The sequence below is a fragment of the Microbacterium sp. ZW3a genome (assembly GCF_057167165.1).
On record NZ_CM169903.1, the window covers coordinates 524,586 to 544,211 of the forward strand.

Annotated in this window: 21 protein-coding genes; 7 read left to right on the forward strand and 14 right to left on the reverse strand. The window is 69.9% G+C overall.

From position 1 onward, the window contains the following. Positions 1-104: 104 nt before the first annotated feature. From ACU6WY_RS02505 to ACU6WY_RS02535, 7 genes are all read right to left on the reverse strand, one after another. Positions 105-692, reverse strand: coding sequence for a hypothetical protein (locus tag ACU6WY_RS02505; protein WP_483820894.1), 588 nt, complete (start codon positions 690-692; stop codon positions 105-107). Continuing rightward, positions 689-1,276: a DUF6286 domain-containing protein gene (locus tag ACU6WY_RS02510; protein WP_483820895.1), complete on the reverse strand. Its 588-nt coding sequence runs from the start codon at positions 1,274-1,276 to the stop codon at positions 689-691. Before ACU6WY_RS02510 ends, ACU6WY_RS02505 begins: the two co-directional genes overlap by 4 nt. Then, a complete protein-coding gene (locus ACU6WY_RS02515; protein ID WP_483820896.1) occupies positions 1,273-1,662 on the reverse strand; it encodes a hypothetical protein in 390 nt (129 codons plus the stop codon). The genes ACU6WY_RS02510 and ACU6WY_RS02515 overlap by 4 nt, the downstream gene beginning before the upstream one ends. Continuing rightward, positions 1,659-1,847, reverse strand: a complete 189-nt coding sequence (locus tag ACU6WY_RS02520) for a DUF2273 domain-containing protein (RefSeq protein WP_483820897.1) — start codon at positions 1,845-1,847, stop codon at positions 1,659-1,661. The genes ACU6WY_RS02515 and ACU6WY_RS02520 overlap by 4 nt, the downstream gene beginning before the upstream one ends. Continuing rightward, the gene (locus ACU6WY_RS02525) at positions 1,844-2,311 is read right to left on the reverse strand and encodes an Asp23/Gls24 family envelope stress response protein (RefSeq protein WP_483820898.1); all 468 of its coding nucleotides are present in this window, start codon (positions 2,309-2,311) and stop codon (positions 1,844-1,846) included. Before ACU6WY_RS02525 ends, ACU6WY_RS02520 begins: the two co-directional genes overlap by 4 nt. A 186-nt stretch (positions 2,312-2,497) precedes the next feature. Next, positions 2,498-3,823 (reverse strand): UDP-glucose dehydrogenase family protein, encoded by a 1,326-nt coding sequence (locus ACU6WY_RS02530; protein ID WP_483820899.1) that lies wholly within the window; start codon positions 3,821-3,823, stop codon positions 2,498-2,500. Positions 3,824-3,896: 73 nt separating this feature from the next. After that, positions 3,897-5,471, reverse strand: coding sequence for a sugar transferase (locus ACU6WY_RS02535; protein WP_483820900.1), 1,575 nt, complete (start codon positions 5,469-5,471; stop codon positions 3,897-3,899). A 318-nt stretch (positions 5,472-5,789) separates the two neighbouring features. On the opposite strand from ACU6WY_RS02535, the gene ACU6WY_RS02540 reads away from it, so the two are divergent. After that, positions 5,790-6,878 (forward strand): PIG-L family deacetylase, encoded by a 1,089-nt coding sequence (locus ACU6WY_RS02540; RefSeq protein WP_483820901.1) that lies wholly within the window; start codon positions 5,790-5,792, stop codon positions 6,876-6,878. 16 nt (positions 6,879-6,894) lie between these two features. On the opposite strand, the gene ACU6WY_RS02545 is transcribed toward ACU6WY_RS02540, so the two are convergent. Beyond that, positions 6,895-7,419: a YbhB/YbcL family Raf kinase inhibitor-like protein gene (locus ACU6WY_RS02545; RefSeq protein WP_483820902.1), complete on the reverse strand. Its 525-nt coding sequence runs from the start codon at positions 7,417-7,419 to the stop codon at positions 6,895-6,897. Positions 7,420-7,758: 339 nt separating this feature from the next. Here ACU6WY_RS02545 and ACU6WY_RS02550 point away from each other — a divergent pair, with 339 nt between their 5' ends. After that, positions 7,759-8,742: a PIG-L family deacetylase gene (locus ACU6WY_RS02550; RefSeq protein ID WP_483820903.1), complete on the forward strand. Its 984-nt coding sequence runs from the start codon at positions 7,759-7,761 to the stop codon at positions 8,740-8,742. A 9-nt stretch (positions 8,743-8,751) separates the two neighbouring features. Here ACU6WY_RS02550 and ACU6WY_RS02555 read toward each other — a convergent pair whose 3' ends face one another. The 5 genes from ACU6WY_RS02555 to ACU6WY_RS02575 are packed head-to-tail and all read right to left on the reverse strand — an operon-like array spanning position 8,752 to position 12,774. Beyond that, on the reverse strand, positions 8,752-9,882 hold the full coding sequence (locus ACU6WY_RS02555) for a sensor histidine kinase (protein WP_483820904.1): 1,131 nt from the start codon (positions 9,880-9,882) through the stop codon (positions 8,752-8,754). Further along, positions 9,879-10,526, reverse strand: coding sequence for a response regulator (locus tag ACU6WY_RS02560; RefSeq protein WP_483820905.1), 648 nt, complete (start codon positions 10,524-10,526; stop codon positions 9,879-9,881). Before ACU6WY_RS02560 ends, ACU6WY_RS02555 begins: the two co-directional genes overlap by 4 nt. Positions 10,527-10,580: 54 nt before the next feature. Next, positions 10,581-10,907 carry an OsmC family protein gene (locus ACU6WY_RS02565; RefSeq protein ID WP_483820906.1) on the reverse strand — a complete coding sequence of 109 codons (327 nt, stop codon included), beginning with the start codon at positions 10,905-10,907 and terminating at the stop codon, positions 10,581-10,583. 38 nt (positions 10,908-10,945) lie between these two features. Next, positions 10,946-12,253, reverse strand: coding sequence for a hemolysin family protein (locus ACU6WY_RS02570; protein ID WP_483820907.1), 1,308 nt, complete (start codon positions 12,251-12,253; stop codon positions 10,946-10,948). 11 nt (positions 12,254-12,264) lie between these two features. Beyond that, positions 12,265-12,774: a PepSY domain-containing protein gene (locus ACU6WY_RS02575; protein ID WP_483820908.1), complete on the reverse strand. Its 510-nt coding sequence runs from the start codon at positions 12,772-12,774 to the stop codon at positions 12,265-12,267. 272 nt (positions 12,775-13,046) lie between these two features. Between ACU6WY_RS02575 and rplM the strand changes: the two genes are divergently transcribed. The 3 genes from rplM to glmM are packed head-to-tail and all read left to right on the forward strand — an operon-like array spanning position 13,047 to position 15,358. Next, entirely contained in the window at positions 13,047-13,493 is a 447-nt protein-coding gene (rplM, locus tag ACU6WY_RS02580) for a 50S ribosomal protein L13 (protein WP_412923613.1), read from the forward strand. A gap of 24 nt (positions 13,494-13,517) precedes the next feature. Further along, positions 13,518-13,988 carry a 30S ribosomal protein S9 gene (gene rpsI, locus ACU6WY_RS02585; RefSeq protein ID WP_483820909.1) on the forward strand — a complete coding sequence of 157 codons (471 nt, stop codon included), beginning with the start codon at positions 13,518-13,520 and terminating at the stop codon, positions 13,986-13,988. 14 nt (positions 13,989-14,002) lie between these two features. Further along, positions 14,003-15,358, forward strand: coding sequence for a phosphoglucosamine mutase (gene glmM, locus ACU6WY_RS02590; RefSeq protein ID WP_483820910.1), 1,356 nt, complete (start codon positions 14,003-14,005; stop codon positions 15,356-15,358). Positions 15,359-15,452: 94 nt separating this feature from the next. Here the strand turns inward: glmM and ACU6WY_RS02595 are convergent, their stop codons facing one another. Beyond that, a complete protein-coding gene (locus ACU6WY_RS02595; protein WP_483820911.1) occupies positions 15,453-16,382 on the reverse strand; it encodes a Ppx/GppA phosphatase family protein in 930 nt (309 codons plus the stop codon). A 39-nt stretch (positions 16,383-16,421) separates the two neighbouring features. Between ACU6WY_RS02595 and coaA the strand changes: the two genes are divergently transcribed. Then, complete coding sequence (gene coaA, locus ACU6WY_RS02600) at positions 16,422-17,375, forward strand: type I pantothenate kinase (RefSeq protein WP_483820912.1); 954 nt, start codon at positions 16,422-16,424, stop codon at positions 17,373-17,375. A gap of 55 nt (positions 17,376-17,430) precedes the next feature. Next, positions 17,431-19,281, forward strand: coding sequence for a glutamine--fructose-6-phosphate transaminase (isomerizing) (gene glmS, locus ACU6WY_RS02605; protein WP_483820913.1), 1,851 nt, complete (start codon positions 17,431-17,433; stop codon positions 19,279-19,281). Positions 19,282-19,626: the final 345 nt, after the last annotated feature.

Sequence of the window (19,626 nt, forward strand, 5' to 3'; positions counted from 1 at the left end):
TGTGGACGATCATGGCGGGCCCTTCTGCTGAGGGCATTCTTACATGCGCATGCGGGAGGCATGGCGGTGTCCACACGTTCGAGGATGCGCGTGGCATCCCCCCTCTACTGCAACCGCTTCTGGTCGTGTGCGAACTTGGCGCGCAGACTCGAATGCACCGAGATGTACGTGCGAAACTGCTGGCCGGTCAGCGTCGCGAGGTTCGCCACCAGGGTGTCGACGTGCTCGGCGATCTCTCGCGGCGAGGTGTTCTGACGCGGCGTGACGCTGACGTGCAGCACCGTTTCCTTGCGTACCTCGTTGGACGAGATGCGGGAGGCGAGGATCTCGTCGCGCTCGTCGAGGGAGTTCTTCAGAGCCGCCGACGCGAAGCCGTCGGTCACGGTGATCCGCCCGGTCGCGCTCTCGGCGCCGGTGGACTTCAGCGGGACGCGGTGGCGGCCGCGGACGGCGCCGACGGCGATCAGGACCAGCAGGATCGCGACGACCGCCAGGGCGGCGATGGCTCCGATGCCCAGCGAGGGTTGGCCGATCCCGTCGGCCCATCCGCGGAGTCCCTCGGCGGTTCGGGACCACACGTCGGTGGCACCCGGGACGACGACGAGGACGATCATGAGCCCGCCGAGTCCGATCAGCAGGACGGCCACGATGAACAGCAGGGTGCGGTTGAGTGCGCGGTTGGTGTTCCTCATCGTGAGTCCTTCGTCTCGTCGGCCGGGCGGTCGATGCGCACGCGGGTGCGGAGCGACGGGGTGAGGTGATAGGAGGCCACCTCGTCGTCGACGAGCTGGCGCAGGTGATCAAGGTCGACCGGGATGCCGAGAACAGGGCGCACCGTGACGTCGACGGTGCGATGGGCAACGCCGACGACGACGTTCTCGCGGGCGATGCCTGATTCCTGACTGACGTGGTGGGCGATCGACGAGGCCACCACGCCGTTGTCGACCACGACGGCGCGGTCGCCCCAGGTCATTTCGTGCCGAGAAAGGCGCCCGGGCGCGACAGCGAGAACGAGCAGCGCCAGTCCGAGCAGAGCGAGCACGGACCCCGAGGCGATGAGCGCCGCGGGGGCCACGGCGGCGGGCAGCGTCGCGAGCGCATCGAACGCGGGGGCGGGAGCGGCGAGGAGGGGACGCTGACCGGCGATCGCGAGCGCGATCTCGACGGCCGCGTAGACGGCGGCGAGCACCAGGAGTACGACGACGACGAGCATCGCGACGGTGCGGGGGGAGTGCGTCTCGCGACGCACGACGGTGCGCAGGACGGCGTCGGTCATCGCACTCTCCTTCTCTGCGGGGTGGTCGCCCCGGTGATGGTCAGGTCCACCCGCGACACCTCGCGTCCGAACAGGCGCGTGAGACGCTCGCTCAGTTCTTCCTGGATGCCGCGCGCGGCTTCGAGAACGGGAGTGGCGGCCCGCACGGCCTCGGTGTCGTCGAGGCGGGGAACGGGGAACGGCGCCTGGACGCGGACCACCACGGTCGCGCGTGCGGCGGCAATATCGATGGCCACGTCCGCGCGATCGATCCCGATCGCCTCGGCGGCTGCCTGCTCGGCGGCCTTCCGGAAGACCCGGTCGGCGACCTCGACGCGCCCGCCGATGCGCCCGGCGCCCCCGCTCCCCGCAGCGACGTCGGCCACCCCGGGAAGCGCGGTGGTCACGACGTGCTCCGACCCGTGAACGCGTTGGCGATGCTGCGGATGTCGATCTGGCCCGAAACGATGCGACCGACAACCGCGCCGATCGCCATGAACAGGGCGACCAGGAGGAAGCCCCAGAATCCGAAGATCAGCGCGGCGACGGCCAGGATGAGACCGACGAGGGCGCCGGAGATGGTCGGGGTCATGAGACGCGGGAGGGGGTCGAGTCGTCGTCTTCGTCACCCGGGAGGTGGATGTCGTTGACGTCGACGTTGACCTCGACGACCTCGAGGCCGACGAGACGGTGGATGGCGTCGGCGACGCGAGCGCGCACCTGATCCGCTACCTCCTGGATCGGCGCGGGGTACTCGACCACGATGGTGAGGTCGGCCGCGGCCTGGGTCTCGCCCACCTCGACGCGGACGCCCTGTGTCAGGTCGGTGGCGTTGATCGCATCCCGGATCGCGCCGAATGCGCGCGCTCCGCCGCCACCGAGGGCGTGGACGCCGCTGACCTCTCGCGCGGCGATGCCGGCGACCTTGGCGACGACCGAGTCGGCGATGGTGTTCTTGCCCGCCGTCTCGGTCGGGTTCCCGGAGCCCGTGAACGCGCGGTCCACGCGCGACCCGTGGGGGGCGGGGGGAGCCGCGGGCTTCTCTTCGATAGCCATCGGAGTGTCCTTCCAGTACGTTCTGCCCGAGAGATGGTCCCGGGGCAGCGGTGTTCGCTTACTGGAGAGACGTACCGCGGCGCCGTTTCGTCACGGCGGGATCGGATTTTTCCGAGACGCCCCGCCCGAAACGCCTCGGGGCCCGTGACGCACAGGTCACGGGCCCCGAGGGAGCGGTTCAGCAGGTCACGGGCGACCCATGCCGTAGTAGGTCCACCCGGCCGCGCGCCACGCGGCGGCGTCGAGGCAGTTGCGTCCGTCCACGACGATCGTCCCGCGGGTGAGGGACGCTGCGTGCGCCGGGTCGAGCTGGTAGCGGTACTCGTCCCACTCGGTCACGACGATCACGGCATCAGCGCCCTGCAGCGCCTCATCGCGATCGTGGACGTAGGTCAGCTGCGGGTGGATGCGTTGGGCGTTCTCGATCGCGGCGGGATCGGTGATGGTGACCGCCGCGCCCAGGCCGTGCAGACGCACGGCGACGTCGAGGGCGGGGGAATCGCGGATGTCGTCGCTGTGCGGCTTGAAGGCCGCACCGAGGACGGTGATCTTCTTCTCGAACGCGGTGCCACCGAGTGCTTCCACGGTCAGGTCGACGGCGCGGTCGCGACGACGCAGGTTGATCGCGTCGATCTCGCGCAGGAACGCCACCGACTCGCCGCGCCCGAGCTCTTCGGCGCGGGCCGAGAAGGCGCGGATGTCCTTCGGTAGGCAGCCGCCGCCGAAGCCGATGCCGGCGCCGAGGAACCGGCGGCCGATGCGGGCGTCGTGGCCGATCGCATCGGCGAGCGTGGTGACGTTGGCGCCTGTCACCTCGGCGATCTCGGCCATGGCGTTGATGAAGCTGATCTTGGTGGCCAGGAACGCGTTGGCCGACACCTTCACCAGTTCGGCGGTGGCGTAGTCGGTGATGATGAACGGCGTGCCCTTGGCGATCGAGGGGTGGTAGACCTCGCGGAGTACCTGCGCGGTGCGCTCGCCCTCGGTAGTGGGGGCGCCGTCGGCGCTCGGCACACCCGCGACGAGGCGGTCGGGGTCGATCGTGTCCTGGACAGCCCAGCCCTCGCGGAGGAACTCGGGGTTCCACACCAGGGTCGCGCCGCGCTCGCCGACGCGAGGTGCGAGCGACTCGGCGGTGCCGACGGGCACCGTCGACTTGCCCGCCACGATGTCTCCCTCGGAGAGGTACGGCAGCAGGCCGTCGACGGCCGCGTGCACGTAGGTGAGGTCGGCGGCGTGCCCACCCGGCTGCTGCGGGGTCCCCACGCCGATGAAGTGGACCTTCGCGCCCTGCGCGGCCGACATGTCGGTGGTGAACGACAGGCGCCCCGAGGCGATCCCCTCGGCCAAGATTTCCTGGAGGCCGGGCTCGAAGAAGGGGGCTTCACCCTTCGAGAGGGAAGCCACCTTGCGCTCGTCGACGTCGATGCCGACCACCTCGTGGCCGATCGAGGCCATCGCTGCCGCGTGGACCGCCCCCAGGTACCCGCAACCAATCACAGAAAGACGCATAGGTCTCCTCCAGCCATATATCGAAGCGATGCGCGAGTATCACGCCGCCGACCCGCGAACAAGCGCGGGGAGTTTACGCGGCCGTCTCGCCCGGAGCCAGAGCGGCCCGCGCGGTCTTGCCCAGAATCACGAAGTCTCCGAGGAGGGTCCAGTTCTCCACGTACGACAGATCGAGGCGCACCGAGTCCTCCCACGACAGCGAGGACCGGCCGCTGACCTGCCACAGGCCCGTGATGCCGGGCTTGGCGAGGAAACGGCGGTGCACGTGATCAGCGTAGAGGGCTACCTCTGACGGCAACGGGGGCCGGGGGCCGACGAGAGACATCGAGCCGCCGATGACGTTGAACAGCTGCGGGAGCTCGTCGAGACTGAACTTGCGCATGATGCGCCCGATCGGGGTGACCCGCGGGTCGTTCTTCATCTTGAACAGCACCTCGTTGCCGGCATCCCGCTCCTGAGAGGCGAGCTGTTCGAGGAGCTCCTCGGCGTTGGTGACCATCGAGCGGAACTTGATCATCGTGAACTCGTGGCCACGGAAACCCACGCGCTTCTGGCGGAAGAACACCGGTCCCTCGCTCGACAGTCGCACGGCCATCGCCAGGAAGAAGAGCAGCGGGCTGAGGACGATGACGCCCGCGATGCTCGCGACGAGATCGACGGTGCGCTTGAGGAAGACCTGGCCGCGGGAGAACCGGGGCGTTTCCACGTGGATGAGGGGGAGCCCGGCAACCGGCCGGGTGTGCAGACGCGGCCCCGCGATGTCGGTGATGCTCGGAGCGAGCACGAGGTGCTGGCGCCCCGCCTCCAGGTTCCACGAGATCTGCTTGACCTTGTCGGCGGGGAGCTCATCGGCGCTGGTGACCGCCACCGTGTCGGCGCCGGTGACCTGCAGCGCGCGAGAGATGTCCCCGACATGGCCCATGACCGGGATGTCGGTGCCGGGCACCGTGTCGGCGACCTTCCCGCTCGGAACGCAGGCGCCGACGACCCGGTATCCAGCGCTCGGCGTGCGGGCGAACTCCCGGGCGATCTGCGTGACGGAGGCGAGGGAGCCGACCAGCAAGACGTTCGCCGAGTACTTGCCCCGCGAGCGCTGCACGATGAGCCATCGCCGCCACAGCCAGCGAGTGGCGAGGAGAACAAGGATGCCGGCGGGGAGGCTGATCAGGAGGTAGCCACGAGCGACGTCGATCTGCGTGAGGAACGCGATGATCGCGATCGTCCCGAACAGACGGAAGCTCGCGTCCGCGACGCGGACGTATTCCTGCGACCCGGTTCCGATGACCCGGTCGCTGCGGGAGTCGACGAACGAGAGCGCCCACATCCAGGCGACGATGAGGATCGTCGAGAACGTCCAGTAGGAGAGGTCCGTGATGCGGCTGTCCCGGCTGGCCGCGACGGCGGCGTTTCCCATCCCGAACCACGCCAGCTGGGTGCCGTACACGACGCCGATGAGCGAGGCGAGGTCGGTGACGATGAGGTTGCGGCGATACCGCTGGCGCCAGCGATCACCCGGCGGCGAGGAGGTGGCGGCGAATGGATGGGGTTCCGGCTTCCGGGCCGAACTCGCCACTGCCGTCCAGGCGGGTGTGTCGGAGACGGTGCTCTGCGACGTCGATGTCGCGTCGACCTTGAGGTCAGACGTCACAGTGCGTAGGCCCCTTCCCCCAGTTGCCCGGATCGCGGTTCTTCCGCCGACGATAACAGGCTGAACTCACCCCGTGAATCACCTCTACGTGAACTGCGTGTTTCGTCTTCCCCAAGAGATTTCACCCGATCGGGTGAGCGGAAGGCGGCGTGTCCGCCGAAAGGGGGACGTGAGATGGCGTTGAGCGGGTGTCGATCCGATGGTGTCAACCCCCGCCCGCTCGAGGATTCCTTGGTGTAAGACGCGCGGGCATCTAAGCTCGGTGACCGAACCACGTGGCATCCGGATGCCGCCGACTCGCCGCCGGAAGGATGCCTCATGCCTCGCGCCTCGCTGCGGGCCACGCGCGCCCGTCGTCGTCGTCGCGCGGGGGCCTGGGCGGCGGTTGTCGCCGTCGTCCTGGTCGTCGCGGTCGCGGTGGGGGCAGCCGTTGCGCTCGGGGTGTGGCGGACGGAGTCTGCGTCCTCGCCCGTCGCGGCTGTGTCGCCGTCCGTCGCGCCCTTCCGGACGCCCGCCCCGGCCCCGACCTCGACTCCGGCCGTGACCTCGGTCCCGACCCCGAGTCCCACGCCTCTCTCGCCGGCGGCCCAGGGGTGCGACGGGCAGACCCTTCTGTCTGTCTGGGCGCACCCCGACGACGACATCATCTTCGCCAACCCCACGATCTCCGAGGCGATCGCCGCCGGGGAGTGCGTGCGAACGCTGTTCGTCACGGCCGGCGATGCCGGCAAGGGCCTGACCTACACGCATTCCCGAGAGCTGGGAATCCTCCGCGCATACAACCACATGCGCGGCTCCGACGGCCTCTGGGACTCCACCGTCGTCACGCTCGACGCGGGTCCGCGGGTGGAGCGCCTCACCCCGCAGAATGACCCGCGTATCTCGGTGTTGTTCGCGCGCCTCCCCGACGGCAACATCACCGATGGCGGGTTCGCCGCGACCGGCCACGCGACCCTCAGCAAGCTGCTCGACGGCGCGATCTCGGCCCTCGCGCCCATCGACGGTGGCCCCGCGGTCGACCGGGCACAGCTCTCCGCGTCCCTGACGGAGCTGGCCGGCGCCGTGCAGCCCGCGCGCACCCTCACCCACGTTCCCCGCGGAAGTGCGTACGCGCCCGGCGACCATCCGGATCATTCGGTCGTGGGAACCCTCGTGCGCGAGTCGATCGGTCACGTCCCGGCGGCCGCGCCCGGCCTCCGCTACGCCATCGGCTATCCGTCCGCAGACCTGCCGCGCACGCTCGACGGTGCAGCGTTGGATGCCAAGGTCGAGACGTACCGCATCTATACGCAGCAGGACGAGGTGATCCGCTGCGACAGTCGCGAGGCCTGCCTGGGCACACGAAAGTTCGGCGAGTGGCTGCGGAGGTCGTACCTCCTGCCGGAGTCCGACCTCCGCCTTTCCTGACAGCTGCCGTCGCGGGTCAGTGCGCGAACGTGCCGTGGATGATTGCGCGGCCGAGGGTGGTGAAGGCGAGGGCGAAGGAGACCGCGGCGGGGGTGGCCCCGGCGTCGACGCCGAGGCTCTCGGCGCCGATGGCATGCACGACGAAGAAGTAGCGGTGCGGCTGGTCTCCCTCGGGCGGTGCCGCGCCCAGGAACCCGGCCTCGCCGCCGTCGTTGCGCACATGGAACGCGCCGTCCGGTAGCGCGCCCGAGGCGAAGCCGGTCGGGATCTCGCGGAGGTCGGCGGGGAGATCGACCAGGACCCAGTGCCAGAACCCACTGGGGGTCGGGGCGTCCGGATCGAAGCACGTGATCGTGAACGACCGTGTTCCTTCCGGGACGTTCGACCAGGCGAGGTGAGGCGAGGTGTTGCCCCGGGCGGCCACCTGTTCGTCGCCCAGAGGGGCACCGTCGGTCACATCCTTACTGACAACGTCGAACGCGGCGACGGAGGGGAGGAGGGGATACGGGTCGGGGGTCTGGGGTCGCGTGAGATCAACCATGACCGCACTCTACGAGCCCGGCCGTGACCGGGCCGGCGGGCTTGCGCTCAGGGTCCGCCCGATGCCACGGGCGCAGCGGGGAGCTTCACCTCGGGTGGAGCCAGCCCCCCTGATCGGCCCCTCTCGACCCGCCGATCGGCGGGTGCTGCGTCGGTGACGCGGCTGGCGGCGGCCGACGCGATACCGTCGAGGAGTAGGAGTCACACCGAGCGCCGACGACCCGAACCCGTCGCTGCGCGCGGTCGGGGGGAAACGGACGGAGCCGTTGTGCAGCATTACGACCTTTCCGGGGTGGAAGGGGAGCGGGAGGACGCCCGAGACCGGGCCCGACGCGTGGTCGTGACGCGCCGCGGTCTGATCATCGGGGGACTCGTCGCGGTGGGGGTGGGCGGAGGCGCCCTGCTCTACCGCCAGCTTCGCCGCAGCGGCGGACCGGTGGGCGCGTGGATGCCGCTCCGCGCCATTGGTTCCCCCGCGGCTCCCCGCGCTCTGTCTCCCGCGGTCGAGGCTCCCGGGATCGACACGGTGGCGACGATCTGGGCTCATGCCGACGACGACATCATCTTCGCCAACCCCGGTCTGGCGGATTCGATCCAGGGCGGGAGCACCGTCCGGGCCGTCTTCGTGACGGCCGGTGACGCGGGCAAGGGGCTGCAGTACGCCCAGGAGCGCGAAGCCGGCATCCGCGCCGCCTACGACCTCATGCGCGGCGGAACGGGGCCGTGGGACGAGCGGGAGATCACGCTCCTCAGCGGCGCCCGCGTCACGCGATTCGTCCCGAAAGATGAACCGCGCCTGTCGATCACGGTGTTGCGTCTTCCCGACGGAGGACTGGACGGCAAGGGATTCGCCGAGACCGGGGGCGCGGGGCTCACCCAGCTCATCAACGGTGACGTGACCTCGCTCTCGCCGATCGACGGCTCCCCCGCCTACGACCTGGAGCGGCTGACGAGCACTCTCGCCGAGCTCCTCTCGGCCGCCGAACCGCGTCGGGTGAGCACCAACGTTCCGCACGAGAGCGCGTTCGCCCGCGGCGACCACCCCGATCACTCGTGCGTCGGATCGCTCGTGCGCGCGAGCGCCCCGGCTGTCGGTCTGCCCCCGGTGGCGATGTCGTACTTCCTCGGCTATCCCTCGCAGGACCAGCCCGTCAACGTCGGGGGCGAAGAACTGGATGCCAAGGTCGAGGTGTACCGCACCTACGCGGCCGACGACCCCGTGGTCCGGTGTACGGAGATGTCGGCGTGCCTGGCTCAGCCGGGATTCGGCGCGTGGCTGCGCCGGACGTACCCGAAGACGGAATCCGAGTTGCTCCTGTCCTGAGGCTCGCGATCAGCGCTCCGACTCGCGGCGGGGGAGAGACGCGGCGAGCCGGAATCCTCCATCGCTCTCGGTGGCCGCCTCGAGGCGGCCACCGAGGAGTTCGGTGCGCTCGCGGAGCCCCCGGAGCCCGGCTCCCCCCGAGGGGAGGGGGAGCGCCGCTGCGGTCGAGGCGTCGTTGCGCACGACCACGTCGATCATCGACGTCGTCGCACGGACCTCCACGCTCACCCGCGCGCCGGGGGCGTGCTTGCGGGCGTTGGTCAGCCCTTCTTGGACGATCCGGTAGATCGCGCGCTGGAGGGCGGGGGCGAGCTCGCGAGGAAGGTCGGTGGCGAACTCCGTCTCGATCCCGCTGTCCGCGACGAGCACGGGGAGATCATCGAGGGTGGGCTGCGGCTTGTCTCCCGCGGTCGGGGCTCCCTCCGCCCGCAGTACGCCGATCATCTGGCGGAGCTCATCGAGGGTCCGGACGGCGAGAGACCGGATGACACCGGCGATCCGTCGTGTCTCGGGGTCAGGGGACGCAACCTGGAGCGCACCGGCCTGGACCGCGATGAGGCTGGCCTGGTGCGACACGACGTCGTGCATTTCTCGCGAGAGGCGCGCGCGCTCACGCCGCAACACGTCTTCCTCGTCGCGGCGCCGTTCGGACTCGCGGGCCGCCGAGAGATCGGCCACCCGGTCACTGAGTTCTCGGCGTGTGCGAACGAGGGCGCCGAGCGCGAGGGGGGTCGCCGCGTAGAGGAGGGCATACAGGAGCGAGGGGGCGAGGTAGTCGAGCGCCGGCAGCTGCCAGTCGGGGAGAAGGAAGCACGCGAAGGTGATCGCACCCGCGGCCGCCAGGGGAGCGGCCCGTCGTTCGCGGACGGCGACGGAGTACAGCGCGATGGGGGCCGCGATCGTCATCGCATCGATCACGAGACCGGGCAGCACCAGGATGAACGCCACCCACGGGAGCCGGCGTCGCACGAGGAGACCCGCGACGGCGATGGCTGCCCACGCGATCTCGGGCCGCGTCCATCCCGGCAGCAGCACGATCACGTCGACCACGGCCGCGGCCGCCAGGGCGACGTCGGTGAGAACCGCGAACCCCCGACTGCCGAGGATCGCGTTCACCCGGTCGCGGGCGGCGGTGTTCACCGCCGGTCGCCGCCTCGACGGGCGCGCTCGGCGATGAGGGCCGCCTCCAGGCGCGACGACACCGACAGCTTGGCGAGGATGGCGCTGACGTGGTCTTTCACCGTCGCGCCGCTCAGGTGCAGGCGGCGCCCGATCTCGGCGTTCGATTCTCCCGACGGCAAGTGCGCCAGTACGTCGCGCTCCCGGTCGGTGAGCAGAGACACTCGCTCCACCGCGTCGCGATCGGGCGCACCGGCGTATCCCTCGACCAGGGTCCGCGAGACCTGCGGCGAGAGCACCACGCCCCCCGCGGCGAGGGACCGGACCATCGCGGCCAGGTGCTCGGGGGGAGTGTCTTTCACGAGAAACCCCGACGCGCCGTCCTGCAGGGCACGAGCGATGTACTCGTCGGTGTCGAAAGTGGTCAGGATGCCGATGACCGGGCGCTCGGGATCGTCGCGGAGATCGGCGAGCACGTCGAGTCCGCTGCGCCCTGGCATCCGGATGTCGAGCAGAACGACGTCGGGCCGTTCGCGGCGGATGGCCTCGACGGCGGCATACCCGTCGACGGCGGCGACCACCTCGATGTCGTCCGCCGCGCCGAGGATGAGTTCGAATCCGGAGCGCACGAGGGCCTCATCGTCGACGACGAGCACACGGATCACGGGAGCCACCCTACGACGTCACCGACGATCCTGCCCCGAAAGGCCGCGGACGGTTCAGTCGTCGGCGACCGTGACGGTGACCTCGATGTTGCCGCGCGTGGCGAGCGAGTACGGGCACACCTGGTGCGCTTCGTCGGCGAGCTGCTGCGCCTGATCCTGGTCGATGCCGGGGAGCACCACCTCGAGCAGCACGGCGTGCAGCGCACTGTGGAAGCAGGCGGCGTAGCCGGCGGCGAACAGCTGCTCGGGGTTGACGCCGTTGCCGGATCCGCCCATCTCGGTGGGAACGGCGACGTCGAGGTCGAGGTGATTGCCCGCGACGACGTGTCCGTTGCGGCCTTCGCCGGTCGAGAGTGCCTCGGCGGTGTAGAGGATGTCCATGGGGTGAGTCCTTTCGGAGGGATGCCGCGGGTGGGGGGTCACTCGCGGGGTTCGGAGGAGTCGGTCTCGGGTGCCGGTTCGTCGGTCGGGTGTCGAGTGACCAGCAGCTCTTCGATCCGGCGGCGGTCGATCGCGCTCACCTGGAGCGTGGCGCCGGCGACCTCGACCACGTCGCCCACGCGGGCCAGCCGGCCCAGCCGCTCCACGACGAAGCCGGCAACGGTGTCCGACGCGCCGCGGGGAAGCGCCACCCCGGTGGCTTCCTCGAAGTCCTGGAGGTTCAACCGGCCGTCCACGACGCCGTGCTCGCCCTCGGCGAGGGGCTGCTCGGCGTCGGTGTCGTACTCGTCGAAGATCTCGCCCACGACTTCCTCGACGAGGTCCTCCAGGGTGACGATCCCGTCGGTGCCGCCGTATTCGTCGACGACCACGGCGATGTGGCTGCCGTCGCGGCGCATCGCCGTGAGCGTCGGCAGGACGCGGGCGGTCGCGGGGATGTAGCGGATCTCGCGCACGATCTCCGTGAGCGGACGGTCGACCTCGTCGTAGAGGTCGCGCACATGGACGAAGCCGATCACGTCGTCGATGGACTGCTCGGCGACCGGATAACGGGAGTACGGCAGGTCGTGCACCCGCGTGCGTGCCTCGGAGATCGAGCCCGCGGCATCCAGGGTCACCACTTCGGGGCGCGGCCGCATGACCTCGCTCACGTGGCGATCGCGCAGTGAGAGGACGTCGTCGAGGATGCGGCGCTCGTCGGCGGGCAGTCCCTCGTGGCTGGACACGATGTCGCGCAGTTCTTCATCGGTCAGCTCGTCGGCGGTCTTGTTCGGGTCTCCTCCGAGCACGCGAACCAGCAGGTTGGTGGAGATGGACAGTAACCAGATCACCGGCCGCATGAGCGTGGCGAACCCGCCCAAAACGGGGGCGACGGCGTACGAGAACGCGGCATTGCGCTGAATCGCGAGGCGCTTGGGCACCAGCTCGCCCAGGACGAGCGAGAGATAGGCGATCACGAGCGTCAGGGCGATCGTGGCCACGGTCGCCGCGGCGGGTTCGGCGAGTCCGAGCCCGACGAAGAGGGGAGTCACGGAGGGTGCGATCGAGGAGGCGCCGTACGCGGCGGAGGCGAAGCCGGCGACGGTCACGCCGATCTGGACCGCAGAGAGGAACGTGTTCGGGTTGCGGGCGAGGTCGGCGACACGACGCCCCCGCTTTCCCCGCTGGGCGAGGGCATTCACCTGGCTCTCGCGCAGGGTCACCAGCGCCATCTCGGTGCCGGCGAACACTCCGCCGATCAGGACGAACAGGATGACGAGCACGATGTTCAGGGCGAGATCGTTCATGGTCCGCCCCCTCAGCGCGTGGTGTCGGAGATCGCACCGTCGTCGACCGCGACGTCGACCTCGGTGTCATCGGTGAACTCGATCGTCCACACCGCGCCGTCGTCGCGACGATCGAGACCCGCCTCCTCGATGCCCCCGCCGTCCCGGTGGGCCGCCGCGGCGATGCGCAGAGCGTCCGCGAGCGACGTCGAGGCCGACTCCAGCGCCTGACGGTCGTCGGCGTCGAGATCATCCTCGTCGCGCTGACCGCGCACCGTCGGGCCCGCGGTGTCGACATCGACCTCGATCTCTCGGTCGCCGACGGCCACTTCCACACGGGCGGTGTCATCGTCGAACTCCAGCCCGAACGCACGGCCGCCGGCGTCGGACTCGGCGAGGAGCACCACGGCGATGGCCTGCTCGTATCCGCGGTTCGCGGAGTCGTCGTCGCCCGGGGCGGACGGGCTGGGGGCGCACGCACTCAGGGTGACGGTAAGGCCGGCGGCGAGGAGCCCGAGGACGGGGACGCGGAGGGATGCCATGGCGCCACGCTAGCGAGCGAGGGTGGCCCACTCGGGGTCGTTGCGTGTGAGGTCCCGGTATGGAAGGGGGCGTGCTCGGGGAAGGGCGGACCGTCCACGTTTGGCCGTTGCCTCATGATGCCGTAGGCTAACCCTTTGGTGCCCGCCTCACTGCGAGCAGGTACCACGAACGTGAGCCCTCCACCGGCCCTGTTCCCGGTCCTCGACCGGAGAACCGACCACCGGAGCGGGATTCACGAACTCCTCCGTTCGATCAAGAAAGCAGCACTATTGTGACGCGCACTTTCACCCCCAAGGCCGCAGAGGTCACGCGCGAGTGGGTCGTTATCGACGCCACCGACGTCGTCCTCGGTCGCCTGGCCTCGCACGCGGCGGTTCTCCTCCGCGGCAAGCACAAGCCGACCTTCGCCAACCACATCGACTCCGGCGACTTCGTCATCGTGATCAACGCCGAAAAGGTCGCGCTCACGGGTCAGAAGCTCCAGAAGAAGATGGCCTACCGCCACTCGGGCTACCCGGGCGGCCTGAAGTCGGTCAGCTACGAGGAGCTCCTCGAGAAGAACCCCGTCCGCGCGGTCGAGAAGGCCATCCGCGGCATGCTGCCCAAGAACAGCCTCGGCGCGGCGCAGCTCAAGAAGCTCAAGGTCTACCGCGGCGCCGAGCACCCCCACGGTGCCCAGCAGCCCACCGCGTACACCTTCGACCAGGTCGCCCAGTAAGCGCCGCCGGATAAGGACGAAACAGTGTCGAACATCGACTCCAGCAACTACAGCACCGAGACGCCGGCCGAGCAGTCGGTCGTCGCGGCCGAGCGCCCCGTTCTCTCGGTCCCCGGCGCAGCCGTGGGCCGTCGCAAGCAGGCCATCGCCCGCGTGCGCCTGGTTCCCGGCTCCGGCACGATCACGGTCAACGGCCGCACGATCGAGGACTACTTCCCCAACAAGCTGCACCAGCAGCTGATCAACGACCCGTTCACGGTGCTCGAGCTCGCCGGCTCGTACGACGTGATCGCGCGCATCTCCGGTGGCGGCCCCTCGGGTCAGGCCGGCGCGCTGCGCCTGGGCATCGCCCGCGCGCTCAACGAGATCGACGTCGAGAACAACCGCCCGGGCCTGAAGAAGGCGGGCTTCCTCTCGCGCGACGCTCGTGTCAAGGAGCGCAAGAAGGCCGGTCTCAAGAAGGCCCGTAAGGCGCCTCAGTACTCCAAGCGCTGAGTTCGACGTTCCGGATGCCTCTTTTCGGCACGGACGGGGTGCGGGGGCTGGCCAACGGCCTCCTCACCGCCGAACTTGCGCTGCACCTGGCCCAGGCGACCGCGGTCGTCCTGGGCCAGGGCCGTTCGGCGGAGGATCGCAAGGCCCACGGCCGGCGCCTCACCGCCGTCGTCGCGCGCGACCCGCGGGTCTCGGGAGAATTCCTCTCGGCTGCGGTCGCCGCGGGCCTGGCGTCCTCCGGCGTCGACGTGTTCGACGCGGGCGTCATCCCCACCCCCGCCACGGCGTTCCTCATCGCTGACACCGACGCCGATTTCGGCGTCATGGTCTCGGCGTCGCATAACCCCGCTCCCGACAACGGGATCAAAATTTTCGCGCGCGGCGGCACGAAGCTTCCCGACATCGTCGAGGAGCGCATCGAGCGCGCCCTTGAGGGGGAGCGACTGCAGCCCACCGGCGCCGGCGTCGGACGCATCCGTCGCTTCGCCGATGCCGAAGACCGCTACGTGGTGCACCTGCTCGGTTCGTTGCCGCACCGGCTCGACGGCATCCACGTGGTTCTCGACTGCGCGCACGGCGCCGCCGCCGGGGTCTCGCCCGAGACGTTCCGTGACGCCGGTGCGACGGTGACCGTGATCGGCGCCGAGCCCGACGGGCTGAACATCAATGACGGCGTGGGGTCGACGCACCTCGATGTCCTCGCCGAGGCCGTGGTGCGCCTGGGAGCCGATGTCGGCATCGCCCACGACGGCGACGCCGACCGGTGTCTGGCCGTGGACGCACAGGGCAACGTCGTCGACGGCGACCAGATCATGGCGATCCTCGCGGTGGCCATGAAGCAGCGCGGCGCGCTCGCCCACGACACGCTCGTGGCGACGGTGATGAGCAACCTGGGTCTGCACCGCGCGATGGCCGCGCACGGCATCCACGTGAAGCAGACCGGCGTCGGCGACCGGTACGTGCTCGAGGCGATGAACGAGGGCGGATACTCCCTCGGCGGTGAGCAGTCCGGGCACGTCATCATGAGCGAGTTCGCCACGACCGGCGATGGCCTACTGACAGGTCTGCACATCGTGGCCGAGATGGCACGGCAGAAGAAGACGATGGCCGAGCTCGCCGCCATCATGACGGTTTATCCGCAGGTGCTGATCAACGTCCGTGGTGTCGATCGTGATCGCGTGTCCGACGACGTCGTGCAGGAAGCCGTTCGCTCCGCGGAGGCCGAACTCGGCGACTCCGGGCGCGTGCTGTTGCGCGCGTCGGGAACCGAGCCGCTCGTGCGCGTCATGGTCGAGGCCGCGTCCGAGGACGCCGCCCGCGCCCACGCCGACCGGCTCGCCGATGTCGTCCGTGAGCGCCTCGCGCTCTGACCCCGGCTCGCTTCCCGCACTTCACATCACACGAGTGTCCAAGACACGCCGTTGACGCCCCGGGGCGAGCGGCGTGTCTTGGACACTCGGTGATTCAGTACGCCAGCGACTCGATGTACCGCAGGAGGACGCCCTCGCGCAGCGCCCAGGGCGACACCTCGAGTTCGTCGACGTCCATCGCTTTCATGGCCTGGTGCACGACGACCGCGGCCGCGACGATCTGGAACGTCCGGTCGGCGGTGATACCGGGTAGCGCTTCGCGCGCGTCGGCGGGGATGCGGGCGAGCCGCGGGATCCAGTCCTTCAGCTCCCTCCGCGGCAGCACCATGCGGTCGATACCCGACCATCCCGGCACCGGGTAACCGGCGAGCTTCGCGAGCGAGCGGATCGCCTTCGACGACCCGATGACGTGATCCGGGCGCGGGAGGGCGCGGAACCGCTCGGCGACGGGGGCCAGGACGGATGCCGCGTGCTGGCGCAGCGCATCGATCTCGTCGACGCTGGGCGGGTCGTGAGGGAGGAACTGCACGGTCGAGCGCCCCGCCCCGAGCGGCACCGACTCGGCCAGGTCGGGCAGTTCATCGGCGCCGCCGGCGATCTCGAGGGATCCGCCGCCGATGTCGAACAGCAGGATCTGTCCGGCCGACCAGCCGAACCAGCGGCGCACGGCGAGGAAGGTGTAGCGCGCCTCGGTCTCGCCGCCCAGCACCTGGAGGGGCTGACCGAGCACCTCCTCGATCCGCGAGATGACGTCCTCGCCGTTGGTGGCCTCGCGCACGGCCGAGGTGGCCGTGGCGAGGAGTTCGTCGACGCCCTCGGCCCGCGCGGTCTCGCGGGCCTGGGTCACGGCATCCAGGAGCCCGGCCACTCCCTCGGCCGAGATCGAGCCGTCGGGTTCGAGGTAGCGCATGAGGCGCAGCACCGAGCGGTGCGACGTCGTCGCGGTGGGGCGACCGCCCGCACGCGCGTTGGCGACGAGCAGATGGACGGTGTTGGAACCGATGTCGAGTACCCCGAGACGCACGCTCCGAGTGTAGGGGGACCCCGCGGGTACGATGGGCGGGTGTCCGCCGCCGAGACCGCCGCTCCCGCACCGTCGCTGAGCCCGTACCGCCAGATCGACCGCGCCGACTGGGCGCGGATGGCCGGCGGCATCGAGCAGCCGCTGACCGAGACCGAGGTCGTGCAGTTGCGCGGCATCGGCGATCGGCTCGACCAGCGCGAGGTGTCCGAGGTCTACCTTCCCCTCAGTCGTCTGCTCAGCCTCTACGCCCGAGCGACCCGTCGCCTCGGTGCCGATACCAGTACGTTCCTGGGTGAGCCGGATGTCACGACCCCCTTCGTCATCGGGGTCGCGGGTTCTGTTGCGGTGGGCAAGTCGACGATCGCGCGTCTGCTGCGCGAGCTCATGAGCCGGTGGCCCGACACCCCGCGGGTGGAACTGGTGACCACCGACGGCTTCCTCTACCCCAACGCCGAGCTCGAGCGCCGCGGGATCATGCACCGCAAGGGATTCCCCGAGTCGTACGACCGTCGTGCGCTCGTGGAGTTTCTCAGCGAGGTGAAGTCGGGCGCCGAAGAGGTACGCGCCCCCTTCTACTCGCACGTGCAGTACGACATCATGCCCGATGCCCACGTCACCGTTCACCGGCCCGACGTCGTCATCGTCGAGGGGCTCAATGTGCTGCAGCCCCCGCCCACACCGAACGACGTGGCCGTGAGCGACCTGTTCGACTTCTCGATCTACGTCGACGCCGATGCTGCCCACATCGAGCGTTGGTACGTGGACCGCTTCCTGGCGCTGCGCGACAATGCCTTCAGCAACCCGTCCTCGTTCTTCCGGGTGTTCGCCGACATCACCGACGAGGAGGCGGTGTCGCGCGCCCTGGGGTTCTGGCGCGACATCAACCTGCCCAACCTCGAAGAGAACGTTCTCCCGACCCGCCATCGGGCCAAGCTCGTGCTCCAGAAGGGCGCGGACCACACCGTCGAGTCGGTGCTGCTGCGCAAGCTCTGATGCGCGCGCGCCGGCGTCGGGATTCCCTCAGCCCCGGCCCGTAGACTCGGACGCTATGTGCGGAATCATCGGATATGTGGGTCCTCGGCAGAGCCAGGACATCCTGCTGGCGGGGCTGTCGCGGTTGGAGTACCGGGGCTACGACTCCGCGGGCATCGCCGTGATCGACGGCGACGGGGGCCTGGGCATGCGCAAGCGCGCCGGCAAGCTCGCGGTGCTGCGCGACGACCTCGTATCCGCTCCGCTGCCCGACGGCACCACGGGCATCGGCCACACGCGCTGGGCGACGCATGGCGGTCCGACCGACGCCAACGCGCACCCGCACCTGGCCGACGACGACAAGCTCGCCGTCATCCACAACGGCATCATCGAGAACTTCGCCGAACTCAAGAGCGAGCTGGTGGGCGAGGGCGTGACGTTCCGCAGCGAGACCGACACCGAGGTCGCCGCCGCCATGATCGGCCGCGAGTACGCCCGGACGGGCGACCTGGTCGCGGCTTTCCGCGCCGTGGTGTCGCGCCTCGAGGGCGCCTACACGCTGCTCGCGATGCACCAGGACCACCCGGGTCTCGTCGTCGGTGCGCGCCGCAACTCGCCGCTGGTCATCGGTCTCGGTGAGGGCGAGAACTTCCTCGGATCCGACGTCGCCGCCTTCGTCGAGCACACCCGCAACGCCCTCGCGATCGGCCAGGACGAGATCGTCGCGATCACGCCCGAGGGCGTCGAGGTCACCGACTTCTCGGGTGCCCCGGTCGAGGTCGAGGCGTTCGAGGTCACGTGGGACGCATCCGCAGCCGAAAAGGGCGGCTGGTCGTCGTTCATGGCGAAGGAGGTCTCGGAGGAGCCCGAGGCGGTCGCCAACACCGTTCGCGGTCGCATTCACGAGGGCCGTGTCGAGATCCCCGAGCTCGAGGGCATGGACGATTTCCTCGCCGATATCGACCGCATCCTCGTGATCGCCTGCGGCACCGCGGCCTACGCGGGCATGGTGGGCAAGTACGCGCTCGAGACGTGGACCCGCGTGCCCGTCGACGTCGAGCTCGCTCACGAGTTCCGCTACCGCGACCCGGTGCTCTCCGCGCGCACGCTCGTCGTCTCGATCAGCCAGTCCGGCGAGACGATGGACACCCTCATGGCCGTGAAGTACGCCCGCTCGCGCGGCGCCAAGACGCTGTCGATCTGCAACACGCAGGGCGCCACCATCCCGCGTGAGTCCGATGCCATCGTCTACACGCACGCCGGCCCCGAGGTCGCCGTGGCCTCGACCAAGGCCTTCGTCGCCCAGATCACGGCGCTGTACCTGCTCGCGCTGCACGTCGGTCGTGTGCGGGGAGCGGTGGACCCGGTCGTCGCTGTCGAAGCCGTGACCGAGCTCGAGGCCATCCCGGGCAAGATCGCCCGCGTGCTCGAGACCGAGCAGGCCCGCATCGAGCAGCTCGCGCACTGGATGGCAGACACACGCTCGGTGCTGTTCCTCGGTCGCAACGTCGGCTACCCGATCGCCCTCGAGGGCGCACTGAAGCTTAAAGAGCTCGCTTACATCCACGCCGAGGGCTTCGCCGCCGGTGAGCTCAAGCACGGACCCATCGCCCTCATCGAGCCGGGTCAGCCCGTGTTCGTCGTCGTGCCCTCGCCGCGCGGCTCGAGCGAGATGCACAAGAAGGTCGTGTCGAACATCGAGGAGATCCGCGCGCGCGGGGCCCGCGTCATCGCGATCGCCGAAGAGGGTGACGTGGCCGTGCTCCCCGCCGCCGACGAGGTGCTGCGCATCCCCCTCGCCGCTCCGCTGTTCGAGCCGCTCCTCGCGGTCGTGCCGCTGCACATCTTCGCGATGGGCCTCGCCGAGGCGAAGGGCCTCGACGTCGACCAGCCGCGCAACCTCGCGAAGTCGGTGACGGTCGAGTAAGGCCGGGCTTTTTCGGGGCCGGATGCCAGTGGCATCCGGCCCCTCGTCCGTTCCCGCCCGCACAACTCCTGCGCGGGCGGCCGGGATCCCCGCCGCCTGCCGCCCGGGCGCTGATCCGGCAGGAGTTCTGCGGTGCGGTGGCCGGCGGCATCCCGCCTGCTCTGTGTCGTTTCGCCGGCACAACTCCTGCAGATTCCTCCCGCTACACCGTGGCATGGGATCGCCTGGCGATCACGCAGGAGTTGTGCCGGCTGAAGGCGCGGCCCCATCTGCCCGCACAACTCCGGCACAGGCGCGACGGGGGCGTCGATCGGGCCACATCGGCGGGATGCGCCGGAGTTGTGC